Annotated in this window: 14 protein-coding genes; 10 read left to right on the top strand and 4 right to left on the bottom strand. The window is 57.4% G+C overall.

Going from position 1 to position 12,225, the window contains the following annotated elements; all coding sequences use genetic code 11:
• Positions 1–7: 7 nt before the first annotated feature.
• From ABJI08_RS01505 to ABJI08_RS01495, 3 genes are all read right to left on the bottom strand, one after another.
• Positions 8–415 (bottom strand): ACT domain-containing protein, encoded by a 408-nt coding sequence (locus tag ABJI08_RS01505; protein ID WP_348400060.1) that lies wholly within the window; start codon positions 413–415, stop codon positions 8–10.
• 293 nt (positions 416–708) lie between these two features.
• Positions 709–1,317, bottom strand: coding sequence for an ABC transporter substrate-binding protein (locus tag ABJI08_RS01500; protein WP_348400059.1), 609 nt, complete (start codon positions 1,315–1,317; stop codon positions 709–711).
• Positions 1,304–2,023 carry a VacJ family lipoprotein gene (locus tag ABJI08_RS01495; protein ID WP_348400058.1) on the bottom strand — a complete coding sequence of 240 codons (720 nt, stop codon included), beginning with the start codon at positions 2,021–2,023 and terminating at the stop codon, positions 1,304–1,306. Before ABJI08_RS01495 ends, ABJI08_RS01500 begins: the two co-directional genes overlap by 14 nt.
• A 238-nt stretch (positions 2,024–2,261) precedes the next feature.
• On the opposite strand from ABJI08_RS01495, the gene ABJI08_RS01490 reads away from it, so the two are divergent.
• The 6 genes from ABJI08_RS01490 (at position 2,262) to ABJI08_RS01465 (ending at position 8,139) form a co-directional block, all read left to right on the top strand.
• Positions 2,262–3,995, top strand: coding sequence for a type I secretion system permease/ATPase (locus tag ABJI08_RS01490; RefSeq protein ID WP_348400057.1), 1,734 nt, complete (start codon positions 2,262–2,264; stop codon positions 3,993–3,995).
• Positions 3,992–5,296 (top strand): HlyD family type I secretion periplasmic adaptor subunit, encoded by a 1,305-nt coding sequence (locus ABJI08_RS01485; protein ID WP_348400056.1) that lies wholly within the window; start codon positions 3,992–3,994, stop codon positions 5,294–5,296. Before ABJI08_RS01490 ends, ABJI08_RS01485 begins: the two co-directional genes overlap by 4 nt.
• Positions 5,297–5,378: 82 nt before the next feature.
• Positions 5,379–5,840, top strand: coding sequence for a RidA family protein (locus ABJI08_RS01480; protein WP_348400055.1), 462 nt, complete (start codon positions 5,379–5,381; stop codon positions 5,838–5,840).
• A complete protein-coding gene (locus tag ABJI08_RS01475; protein ID WP_348400054.1) occupies positions 5,837–6,607 on the top strand; it encodes a glycerophosphodiester phosphodiesterase family protein in 771 nt (256 codons plus the stop codon). The genes ABJI08_RS01480 and ABJI08_RS01475 overlap by 4 nt, the downstream gene beginning before the upstream one ends.
• Before the next feature lie 57 nt (positions 6,608–6,664).
• On the top strand, positions 6,665–7,852 hold the full coding sequence (locus ABJI08_RS01470) for a GNAT family N-acetyltransferase (protein WP_348400053.1): 1,188 nt from the start codon (positions 6,665–6,667) through the stop codon (positions 7,850–7,852).
• Positions 7,849–8,139 (top strand): 4a-hydroxytetrahydrobiopterin dehydratase, encoded by a 291-nt coding sequence (locus tag ABJI08_RS01465; RefSeq protein WP_348400052.1) that lies wholly within the window; start codon positions 7,849–7,851, stop codon positions 8,137–8,139. Before ABJI08_RS01470 ends, ABJI08_RS01465 begins: the two co-directional genes overlap by 4 nt.
• 78 nt (positions 8,140–8,217) lie before the next feature.
• On the opposite strand, the gene ABJI08_RS01460 is transcribed toward ABJI08_RS01465, so the two are convergent.
• Complete coding sequence (locus ABJI08_RS01460) at positions 8,218–8,706, bottom strand: peroxiredoxin (protein WP_348400051.1); 489 nt, start codon at positions 8,704–8,706, stop codon at positions 8,218–8,220.
• A gap of 83 nt (positions 8,707–8,789) precedes the next feature.
• Between ABJI08_RS01460 and ABJI08_RS01455 the strand changes: the two genes are divergently transcribed.
• From ABJI08_RS01455 to ABJI08_RS01440, 4 genes are all read left to right on the top strand, one after another.
• A complete protein-coding gene (locus tag ABJI08_RS01455; RefSeq protein WP_348400050.1) occupies positions 8,790–9,995 on the top strand; it encodes an FAD-dependent oxidoreductase in 1,206 nt (401 codons plus the stop codon).
• Positions 9,992–10,555, top strand: a complete 564-nt coding sequence (rsmD, locus tag ABJI08_RS01450) for a 16S rRNA (guanine(966)-N(2))-methyltransferase RsmD (RefSeq protein ID WP_348400049.1) — start codon at positions 9,992–9,994, stop codon at positions 10,553–10,555. The genes ABJI08_RS01455 and rsmD overlap by 4 nt, the downstream gene beginning before the upstream one ends.
• Positions 10,552–11,202, top strand: coding sequence for an HAD family phosphatase (locus ABJI08_RS01445; protein WP_348400048.1), 651 nt, complete (start codon positions 10,552–10,554; stop codon positions 11,200–11,202). The genes rsmD and ABJI08_RS01445 overlap by 4 nt, the downstream gene beginning before the upstream one ends.
• Before the next feature lie 155 nt (positions 11,203–11,357).
• Positions 11,358–12,218 (top strand): DUF2189 domain-containing protein, encoded by an 861-nt coding sequence (locus ABJI08_RS01440; RefSeq protein ID WP_348400047.1) that lies wholly within the window; start codon positions 11,358–11,360, stop codon positions 12,216–12,218.
• Positions 12,219–12,225 lie beyond the last annotated feature (7 nt).

Here is a 12,225-nt window from a genome sequence, read left to right as displayed (position 1 = left end):
CGACAGGTCAACCTTGGTGTTGCAGAGACTGCAGAATTTGCAGAGCGCGTTCTGCGCTGTCTGAGGGCACAAAGGCATGATCGTGGTGGAACGCGGCGATCATGTTGCAGGCGATCCCGGCCTCTGCAAGGGCGGTGGCAACGGCGGCGGTCAGGCCAACCCCCTCTAGCGAGGAATAGACGTTAAGCGTGATGCAGCGCATCGGCTGGTCTGTGTCAAAACCGGCCTGTTCCGCCCGCTCTGACGACAGCACAAGCGAGACGCCTTCACTTTCCCTGAACGTGGCGACGGCGTCAGCTGCCAGAGTGGCGACCAAAGCCGGATCAGGTGTGGTGGCAAAGACAAACGTGCCGGGACGCAATTCCGGCGACATACCGGAAATCATCTCATGCGCTGACGTTGCAATCTGGCTCATGTCGTCCGTCTCCCCTTTTCGCGTGTCGCAGGATTGCTGTGGCGGTGACCAAAAGCAAGGCAAATGGAAAAGCCCCACGCGGTCAGACCTTCGCTGATCTCAGACCAAGCCTGTGGATTGGAGACCTGATCGACGTGGTTTTGGCCGATAAACGCGACCAAGGTTTTGAGGGGGTGTTCTCGGCTGGTTTCCGCCGGGCATACCGAGGGGTTGATCAAATATGTCGAATTTGACCGGTGTGCGTGGGGCAGTCATCAAGGATGACCGCCCGATGACCCGATTGGCAGATCGGATCAGCCAGCCTTCTTGAGGTCAGCGATCAGGCCGTTGATGTCGCCTTTGCGGCGGTCCAGCATGGCGCCGATTTCAGCTTTTTCAGACAGACGCAGGCTGATGCCTTCGATGATCATGTCAAAGAATTTGCTTTTGCCGGATCGGTCAGACACGAGAAAGTTCACGCCAAACGGGGCCTGACCGCGGAGTTTCACAGATGTTTTGACCTCGTGAAAGCTCTTGACTTTGCCGCTGCTCAAAACGGTGATCTGACCGCCAACAAATTCGTTAAAGCGTTTGCCGTATTTGCGCGACATGTAGCCCTGAAAGGCCTTGGTATAAGCGTTTAGCTGAGATTTGCTGGCGCGGCGGGCATCGGCCCCCAGCGCGGATCGGGCGATAATCGGGACATCGCCATACTTGACGAAAATACGCTCAAAATCGCGGATCATGCCGTTCAGCGACTTGCCGGAATTGATCACCTTGTTGATGTCGACAACCGCTTTGTCGATCAGGGATTTGGCCTGAGCATCTGTCAGCGCAAAGGCCGATGTTGGCAGGGCAGCGGCCAGCGTGGTGGCGGAAATAGCCGCGACAAACCCGCGGCGGGTAAAATCAGAACTCATCATACGGATCCTCGTAGGGGTCGAAGTCAGGGTCGACGTAAGCGTCGCTGCCTTCTATTCCAAGCTGATGCCGTCGATTCTGCAAATAAATTATCCGTGCCTGCGCGTAGCTGTCGGCGCTGTCATAAAGAACGGAGTCGATAGTCGCATCGAAGTCGTAACGATTGCCCATTGCGTCGATCACATAGGCCACAGCGCCGATGTACTGGGTCGGTTCGCGGAACACGACAACAAATGGGTTCAGGAAGATATCGGTTATCAAACCAACCGTATCCCGTGATGTGGACGGCCCAAAGAAGGGCAGTTCGACATAGGCGCCTTCCTGCACGCCCCAGACATGCAACGTTTCGCCAAAATCCGTGTCGTCGCGCGGAATTTCCAGCGCAGTGGCGGTGTCAACCAGACCTGCAAAACCGAAGATCGTGTTCACGACAAAGCGAATTGTTGTGACTGTCGCCTCTTCCAGATCCCCCTGAAGTGTGTGGTTGATCACATCATTGGGAAGCGACAAGTGATCCGCGAAATTACTGAAGCCCTGGCGTACCGGAGCGGGGAAAATCGAGCCATATCCGTTCGACGCAGGTGAGAACAGGTACTTGTCCACGCCTTTGTTAAACTGGTGCATCTTCCTGTTTGAGTCTTCTTTCGGGTCATAAATACCCGAGCGACTCACTTCGGTGTTGGAAGAGCACGCGGAAAGGGCTAGCATCCCGCACAATAAGGCGGGTGCGAGTCTGCGTTTCAATACTGACTTTTGAATGGAAGACACCACAGATTCTCTCACCACTAAACTAATTCCGCGATATTTAGAGTAGTTGGGGCACGTTCCCAACAGGGCGCGCAGCTTCCCGCAATTTTGTGGCAGATAGGAAACAGGTGCGCGTCAGTCAAGGTGTAATAAGCCCATCTTCGAGGGCGGAAAGCAAGAGCAAGATCAGGATTTGCATATGGTAACAGAGAACAGGGACGCCGGAGCTGAAGAGCTTCGCAATGCGCGAAAAGAGAGTCGCGGCTTGTACTGGGCGGTCGGGATTTTCAGTTGTTTCGTGAATTTGCTGATGCTGACAGGCCCGATTTTCATGCTGCAGGTATATGATCGGGTGCTGGGCAGTAAATCGGAGGAAACGCTGTTTGCCTTGGCGCTGGTGGTTGCATTCCTGTTCGCGATGATGGGGCTTTTGGATTATGCTCGCGGACGGGTTATGGCGCGGGTTGGCGCTCGGTTTCAGTCGCGTCTGGATAAGAGGGTTTTTTCGGCCGTCATGCGCCGGTCTGCAATCGGTCCGTCGCAGCGTGCGCAAACGGGTCTTGGCGATTTGGAGGCTATTCAAAGGCTTATGACATCGCCGGTTTTGACAAGTGTTTTCGACATGCCCTGGACGCCGATTTTTCTGGCAGGCATTTCGTTGTTTCACCCATGGCTCGGAATTCTGGCGATGGCCGGAGGCGGTCTTTTGATTTTGGCGACCGTGCTGAACCAAGTTGCTACCAAAAAAAGCACCGAAACTATGGGCACAACGATGAACTGGGCGTCGAGGATGTCGAGCCAGATGATATCGGAAGCGGAAATGATCCGTTCCATGGGGATGCAACGGTCGGCGTTCGAACGCTGGAAGACCGCGCGGGACAAATCTCTTAAGGCGACAGTTTCCGCAGCGGACATCGGCGGCGCATTTACAGTCTCCACAAAAACATTTCGGTTGTTTTTGCAGTCGGCAATGCTTGGCCTTGGAGCATATCTTGCTCTTAAAGGCGAGATAACACCCGGGGCAATGATTGCGGGTTCGATCCTGATGGGGCGTGCGTTGGCCCCGATTGAAATGATCGTCAATCAGTGGCCGGTCGTTCAACGTGCAAGAACCGGTTGGGTCAACCTGAGCGCCCTTTTGTCAGAAGTCGGGGAAGAAGTTCCTCGCACAGCTCTGCCGGTTCCGGAGGCAAAACTGATTGTCCATCAACTGACAGTTGTTCCGCCGGGGGAAGCGCAAGCGGCGTTGCGAATGGTGTCTTTCCAAGTAACGCCGGGACAGGCCGTAGGAGTGATTGGCCCATCTGGCGCCGGGAAGTCGACGCTAGCGCGGGCGTTGACCGGAACCTGGCGCGCTGCGGGTGGCAAGGTACGGCTGGATGGAGCGTCGCTTGACCAATATTCGCCCGAGAACCTGGGTCAGTATATTGGTTATCTGCCGCAACGGGTTGAGCTGTTTGATGGGACGATTGCGGAAAATATTGCCCGGCTGACGCTGAATCCCGATCCGAAAAAAGTCGTCGAGGCGGCGCAAAAGGCAGACGCGCACGAAATGATCCTGAAGTTGCCGCATGGGTATGACACGCAAGTTGCGGCGCATGGCGGACGTTTGTCAGGAGGGCAGGTTCAACGCATCGGGTTGGCCCGCGCGATGTTTGGGGACCCGGTTATACTTGTCCTAGATGAGCCGAATTCAAATCTCGACAACGAAGGATCTGAGGCTTTGAATACAGCCATTCGGGCGACAAAGGCGGCGGGTGGGTCGGTGCTCATCATGGCGCACAGACCCGCGGCAATTCAGGAATGCGATACGCTTTTGGCGTTGGACAGCGGCGCCGTTCGCGCGTTTGGGCCACGCGATAAAGTGATGCAGGAAGTCTTGCAGAACTTCAAACAGATCAAAAATGCGCCCGGTCCGGGAGGTGTACAGTGAGCGAGACTAAGAAATGGAGTGCCAAGGCACCCGTCATTCTGGGCGCTGTGACGCTTTTGATTTTGGTTGGTGGGTTTGGCGTGTGGGCGGTAATCACCAACATCTCGGGTGCCATTATTGCTTCTGGAAGGGTTGAGGTCGATCGCAACAGGCAGATTGTCCAACATCTTGATGGGGGCATCGTCACCGAACTGAACATCGACGAAGGCGACACTGTCGAAAAAGGCCAGGTTATGGTTCGGCTTGACGACAAATTGTTGATGTCCACGCTTATCGTAACGGAGGGGCAGCTTTGGGAACTGGTTGCGCGCCGTGGTCGGCTTGAGGCCGAGCGTGATGGTCAGGATCACATTGTGTTCGAGCCGGAGTTGTTGGAAAGCACCAAGGATGACCCGATTGTTGAAAACATTGTTCAGGGTCAGGAGCGGCTGTTTGAAGCGCGGTTGAAAACCCAATCTCAGGCTGCAGAACAACTGTCGAAACGGGCCGCGCAAATCGAAAACCAGATCGATGGAATTGACGCGCAGCTTGTATCATTGAGCACTCAACTTGACCTGATCAGGCAGGAATTGGGAGACCAGAAAATCCTTTTTGATAAGGGATTGGCGCAAGCCACCCGAATTCTGGCGTTACGGCGCGAAGAAGCCGGTCTGGCAGGTCGCGTCGGAGAACTGACCGCGTCCCGCGCCCAAGCCGAAGGCAGAGTTACCGAAATCGAGTTAGAAAAGCTGAATTTAGTGGCCACGCGCCGCGAAGAGGCGATTAGCGTATTGCGTGACTTGCGATATCGCGAGCTTGAGTTGACCGAACAACGCCGCAGCACTAAGGAACGATTGTCCCGTCTGGACATACGCGCCCCTGTGTCCGGAATTGTTTATGGTATGGCGGTCAATGCGCTTTTGTCCGTTATCCGACCCGCCGAGCCGTTGATGTTCATTGTACCGCAGGACAGACCATTGGTGGTTGAAGCCCAGGTTCCAACGATCCACATTGATCAGGTGTACCCCGGTCAGGAGGCGTCACTGCGGTTCTCGGCTTTTGACCAACGGACGACGCCGGAATTGATCGGAGAAATCGTTCGTGTGTCACCGGATGCGTTTCAGGATGAGGTGACAAAATTGTCATATTATCGCGTGGAGATTCATCTGAGCGAAGGAGAAATCACCAAGTTAGCCGACAATGTCGCCTTGATCCCCGGCATGCCGGTGGACGCTTTTTTGCGCACGCAGAGCAGGACGCCGCTGGCCTATCTGGTGAAGCCGTTGACTGACTATTTCACCAAGGCTTTCCGGGAAGGTTAACCCCGGTGTTGCGAATTCGGTTTCCTTGGTGGCGCGCGCGGTTTAGCGTCGCCGCGGAAATGGTGATTCACGGAGTGAAATGATGAGCGCAATCGAAGCAAGGCTGGCGGAACTGGGTGTGATTTTGCCAGATGCACCTGCACCAGCAGCCAACTATGTCCCGTTCGTTCAGGTCGGTGACGTGGTTTACGTTTCAGGACAGATTTCCATGGGGCCGGATGGTCTGATCACTGGAAAGCTGGGGGCTGACATGACCGTTGAAGCCGGGGCAGCCGCCGCGAAAACCTGTGCCATCGGGTTGCTGGCACAGCTCAAGGCCGCCTGTGGCGGTGATCTGGAGCGGTTGGTGCGCGTGGTCAAGCTGACTGGATTTGTGAATTCGACAGCGGATTTCACCGATCAGCCCAAGGTGATCAATGGCGCGTCTGATTTTCTGGTCGAAGCATTGGCCGACAAAGGACGCCATGCGCGTTCGGCAGTATCGGCTGCAGCATTGCCATTGGGCGTCGCGGTTGAAATCGAAGGCATTTTTCAGATCGTATGAGTACCGGATTGCATGACAGTTTTCTGAGTGTGCCGTTGGCGCATCGTGCCTTGCATGATGTGTCTGACGGACGTCCGGAAAACAGCCGCGCGGCCATTCGCGCGGCGATCGACCTTGGCTATGGCATCGAGATTGACCTGCAACTGTCAAGTGACGGGCAGGCCATGGTGTTTCACGACTATCAACTGGATCGCCTGACCGCTGAAGCCGGCCCGATCCGTCAGCGTACGTCGCAGGAGCTGGCGGATATTCATCTGACCGGCGGTAGCGAAGGCGTGCCGACTTTTGCAGAGGTTCTGGCGCTGGTTGACGGGCAGGTTCCGGTGTTGGTTGAGATCAAAGATCAGGACGGTGCGCTTGGCACCGATGTCGGCCTGCTGGAAGAGGCCGCCGCGGCTGCGCTTCAGGGATATAACGGGCCGGTGGCGGTTATGTCTTTCAATCCGCACAGTGTGGAAATGATGGCGCAGTTGGCGCCGGATGTGCCGCGCGGCTTGGTGTCAGAGGATTTTAACCTGCGGGAATGGCCGTTGGTGTCCAAAGATGTGCGCGACCGGTTGAACGAGATCCCCGATTACGACCGGGTTGGTGCGTGTTTCATCAGCCATTTGGCCTGTGATCTGGGGCGTGCCCGTATTGGTGCGCTGAAACAGGCTGGGGCGACGGTGCTGTGCTGGACGGTCAAGTCGCCTGAGGCCGAAGCAGAGGCGCGCCGTGTTGCCGATAATGTGACCTTTGAGGGATATCTGGCGTCGTTTACGCGTTGATCTAGCTTGAACAGGCGTGGTTCGTTGCCAGATAGTGAAGGCAGGGAGACGCGCGACATGGATGGTGGCCAGATTGAGATAGAGATGCACGCCACGCTGGACAGCGTGACAGCGCAAGACTGGGACGCTTGCGCCTGTCCCGAAGTTGCGGATGGCGGGCGCGCGCGTGATCCCTTCACCACCTATCGGTTCCTGAAAGCGCTGGAGGACAGCGGGTCGGTTGGGCCGGGCACCGGATGGCAGCCTCGTTATCTGACGGCGCGTCTGTCGGGCCAGGTCATCGCCGCCGCGCCGCTTTTTGCCAAGTCGCACAGTCAGGGCGAGTATGTGTTCGATCACAACTGGGCGCATGCGTATGAGCGGGCGGGTGGGCGCTATTATCCCAAGTTACAGATGGCCGTGCCGTTTACGCCAGTCAGCGGACGGCGGTTGCTGACGCGTCCGGGGTTTGAAGCAACCGGGCAATCTGCGCTGGTGCAGGGCGCGGTACAGGTGGCCGCAGATAACGAGCTGTCGTCGTTGCACATCACCTTTTGCGATGACACCGAAGCCACTGCAGGCGCGGCGATGGGGCTGATGCTGCGCACCGGGCAGCAATACCATTGGGTCAATCAGGGCTATGCGGATTTTGATGGCTTTCTGGCGTCGTTATCCTCGCGCAAACGCAAGAACATGCGCAAGGAACGGGCAACGGCGCAGGCTTTTGGCGGTGAGATTATCTGTGTGACCGGAGCCGATATTCAGCCGGAACACTGGGACGCGATGTGGCGGTTTTATCAGGACACTGGCGCGCGTAAATGGGGCACGCCTTATTTGGCGCGGTCGTTTTTCGACATTGCGCACGAAACGCTGCGCGACGACATTCTGCTGATCTTTGCCATGCGCGACGGGGTGCCGGTGGCCGGGGCGATGAACATGATTGGGCGGGACTGTCTTTATGGGCGGTATTGGGGCTGTATCGAGGATCACCGCTGTCTGCACTTTGAACTGTGTTATTATCAGGCGATTGACTGGGCCATCGCGCATGGGCTGGACCGGGTCGAGGCCGGGGCGCAGGGGGAACACAAGCTGGCGCGCGGATATCTGCCGGTTCAAACACAGTCGTTGCATTGGATTGGCGATCCGGGGTTTGCTGAGGCGGTGGGCAATTACCTGACCGCCGAACGCGCGGCGGTTACGGAAGAAATCGAAGTGATGACGGCCTGGGGGCCGTTTCGCAAAGAAACCAGAGAGGAGCACGAATGACGGAACTGCTGAGTGATGCAGCCCGCGATGCGGTGCTGGCGCCGCTGTTTCAAAGCGGCTGGGCGATGGTAGACGGGCGCGATGCGATCACAAAGACCTATCGGTTTGACAGCTTTGTGGATGCGTTTGGCTGGATGAGCCGCGCTGCGCTTTGGGCTGAGAAATGGAACCACCATCCGGAATGGTTCAATGTTTACAACCGGATCGAGGTGGTGCTGACCACGCATGATGTGGGCGGCGTGTCATCGCTGGACGCCAAGCTGGCCCGCAAGATGGACAGCCTGTAACGTTTTTGACGTCTGAAAATTGAAACGGGCCAGAGAGGGATACGCGCTGGCCCGTATGTATTTTTTGGGGTGCCGGTATCAGAGCGTTGCGAGCAGTGTTTCACCGGCGGAAATCTCGCATACTCCTTTGGCCTCTTCGACGTTCAGCGTCGTAACGGTTCCATCGTCGATCACAGCGGCAAAGCGGCGCGCGCGGTTGATGAAGCCAATGGCAGGCACAGAAAAATCCAGACCAATGGATTTTACAAACTCACCTGCCGGATCGACCAGCATGGTGACACCAGCGTCAGACGCGCCGGTGGATTTGTCCCAGGCATCCATGACAAACGGGTCGTTCACAGAAATGCAGATAATCTCATCAACGCCCTTTTCTTTGAACGCATTTGCTGTGCGCATAAAGCTGGGCAAATGGGCCGATGAACAGGTTCGGGTGAACGCGCCGGGCAGGCCAAACATTACCACTTTGCGTCCCTCAACCAGTGGCGCAAGGTCAACCGGTTCAGGGCCTTCGGAGCCGACTTTCATCAATGTGGCCGCGGGTAGTTTTTCACCAGGTTTTATCGTCATGAAAAAGTCTCTCTCGTTGCGTTTCCCAGACTCCGCGATATAGAGTCGCGCTGGGCATTCGCAAACGAAAACAGGAGCGTGAGATGCAAGTTATTGTGATCGGGGCCGGTCAGGCCGGGTCGTCCTGTGTGACAAAGCTTCGAAATCTTGGATTTGAGGGCGATATTACGCTGATTGGCGAAGAACCTGCGCCGCCCTATCAGCGCCCGCCCTTGTCGAAAAAGTATCTGTTGGGCGAAATGGATGTGGAACGGTTGTATCTGCGTCCCGAGAGTTTTTATGGCGAAAACGGCATTGATCTGCGGCTGAACGAGCGGGTTGAGGCGATTGATCCGGCGGCAAAGCAGGTTGTCACTTCTGCTGATGCGTTGAGTTATGATCATCTGGTGCTGACCACCGGGTCTACGCCGCACCGTTTGCCGGGCGCGATTGGGGGTGCACTGGACGGTGTGTACACGGTGCGCGATCTGAAAGACGTAGACGCGATGGCGCCGGAATTTGCCGAAGGTCGGCGGGTGTTGATTGTTGGCGGCGGCTATATTGGCCTTGAGGCGGCGGCGGTTGCTGCGTCCAGGGGTCTGCAGGTCACGCTGGTTGAGATGGCGGATCGCATTCTGCAGCGGGTGGCAGCACCAGAGACCAGCGATTATTTCCGCGCTTTGCATGCCAGCCACGGGGTCAACATTGTCGAGGGCGTTGGGTTGGAACAACTGACCGGAGAGGGCCGTGTCAGTGGCGCGGTGTTGAGCGACGGCTCAGAGTTGGTGTTGGATTTTGTCATTGTCGGGGTCGGGATTGCCCCCGCAACCGGGTTGGCCGAAGTTGCGGGGATCACGTTGGACAATGGCATTCAGACGGACGCACAGGGGCGCACGTCTGATCCGGCGATCTGGGCCGCCGGGGATTGCGCGTCGTTCCCGTATCGCGGAACGCGCATCCGGTTGGAAAGCGTGCCAAATGCGATTGATCAGGCGGAATGCGTGGCGGAAAACATCATGGGGGCGGGCAAAGATTATGTCGCCAAACCGTGGTTTTGGTCGGATCAGTATGATGTCAAATTGCAGATCGCCGGGTTGAATGTGGGCTATGACCGGGTGGTCAGCCGGATCAACGACGATGTGTCCCGGTCGTTCTGGTATTATCAGGGCGAGACGTTGCTGGCGGTGGATGCGGCCAATGCGCCGCGCGATTACATGGTGGGTAAACGCCTGATCGAAGGCGGTAAATCACCTGATCCGGCGGCGATTGCCGACCCGGAGACGGATATGAAGGACCTGATGCGCCTGTGAGGGTTATTGCCGGACAGTTTCGCGGAACGGCGCTGGCCAGCGTCGGCAAGGGGGATGCGGGTGCACATCTGCGCCCCACAACCGACCGGGTGCGCGAAAGTCTGTTCAACGTATTGATGGGCGGCAAATTTGGCGACCCGATCAGCGATGCGCGGGTGCTGGACCTGTTTGCAGGTACTGGCGCGCTGGGGCTGGAGGCGTTGTCGCGTGGTGCTGCGACGGTGGTGTTTGTCGATGACGGACGCAAGGCCGGGTCGCTGATCCGGGAGAATATACGCCTGACCCGGTCCAAATCAGACTGTCGCCTGATCTCTCGGGATGCGACCCGGTTGCCCGCAAACGATGCTACGCCGTTTGATCTGGTGTTTCTGGACCCGCCATATGGCAAGGGCATGGGGCTGCGCGCGCTGGAAGCAGCGTCCGCCGGGGGCTGGATCGCGCCGGGTGCGTTGATTGTATGGGAAGAGAATGCGCCGCAAATCGCGCCGCAAGGGTTCGGGTTGTTGGATCAGCGCAAATACGGCGACACGCATGTGACATTTCTGGAGACTGCGACATGAGACCGGAGTTGGTCATTTTTGATTGTGACGGTGTTCTGGTGGATACTGAGCCAGCAACGGCTTTGGCGGTGTCGCGCAATCTGGCCCGGCATGGGCTGGATATGTCGAGCGAAGTCAGTCAGGCGCTTTTTACGGGCGGCACGATGCAGGGCACGATGGCCGAAGCCATCAGGCGGGGGGCTGATCTGCCGTCGGACTGGCTGGATGAAATTTACGGCGAGATGTTTGCGGTCCTGCGCAAGGGCGTGCGGGTGCTTGACGGCGTTCACGAGGTGCTGGACCGACTGGATGGATTGAAAATTCCGTTTTGCATCGTGTCCAACGGGCCGCCGAAAAAGATGCAGGTGTCGCTGGGGCCATCCGGGCTTTGGGATCGGTTCGAAGGGCGTATCTGGTCGCCGCATGTGCATGGCTATCCCAAACCTGACCCGACATTGTTGCTGATGGCGGCCGAGGCATTTGCAGTTGCGCCCACAAATTGTGTGATGATTGACGACAGCCCGGTGGGCGTGATTGCCGCACAAAAGGCAGGCATGCGCGCCATTGGGTTTGACGAAGCGGGGGCCTTTGGGCGCCTTGATGGGCTTGGCGCCGAAATTGTCGAATACCTGGACGAATTGCACGGATTGCTGTCGCTGACAGAATAATCGCGCAAATGTTCCCTTGGATTTTCGGGCATTGTGCTATGGTGGTCTCATGATGCAGGCCGCCTGACGGTTCGGACCCTGCCACTTTTGGGTTTGAGCATCCTGCATATCTTCGCGATTCACGCGGCCTGTCTTGTGCAAGCAAGGAGGACGCAATGGTTGAGACAATTGGAAATCCGCTAAGCTGGGGCGCTAGGGCGCTGAGTGGCGCCGGGCATGCTGCCGGTGATGTTGCGGAAGGGCTGGCGAGCGATGCGCGCGTGTCGCCCCGGGTACACAGTCTGCATATGAGCGATATTGCCAAGGCAATAAAACTGGGGCTGGCCGATATGGGGCGCAGTCGCAGTGATGTGATGGTGTTGGTGATGATTTATCCGCTGATCGGATTGGTGCTGACATTGATGGCGTTCAACAGCGCGATGATCCCGTTGGTGTTCCCCATGGCGGCGGGATTTGCGCTGTTGGGGCCAATGGCGGCGGTGGGGCTGTATGAAATGAGCCGCCAGCAGGAAGAGGGCGCTGAGGTCAGTTGGGCGTCAGCGCTGGTTTCGCTGAGGACGCGGGTATTTGGCCCGATCATGGTGTTGGGCTTGTATTTGCTGGTCTTGTACGTGGTCTGGATGGTGGTCGCACTCGAAATCTATGGCGCAACGATGGGGCCGGACTTGCCCAAAACGCTGACCGGGTTGCTGCGCGACGTTGTCACAACCTCGGCCGGATGGGCGCTGTTGTGGATCGGGTGTGGCGTGGGCTTTGTGTTTGCCGCTGTGGTGCTGGTGACGTCGATGGTCAGCTTTCCGATGTTGGTGGACCGGCCTGTCGGGCTGCCGGTTGCAGTGGCCACGTCGCTGCGCGTGGCTGTCAAAAACCCTGCGGTTGTGGCCGGATGGGGATTTGTCGTGGCCGCAATGCTGGTGGTCGGGTCGATCCCGTTTTTGATCGGTCTGGTGATTGTGCTGCCGGTGCTGGGGCACGCGACGTGGCACATGTACAGACTGGCCGTCAGTTATGACTGAAAAAACC

Source organism: Shimia sp. (assembly GCF_039969785.1).
Classification (GTDB): Bacteria; Pseudomonadota; Alphaproteobacteria; order Rhodobacterales; family Rhodobacteraceae; genus Shimia.
Note: the sequence above shows the minus strand (reverse complement) of the source record. Positions and strands in the feature narration are given on the sequence as shown.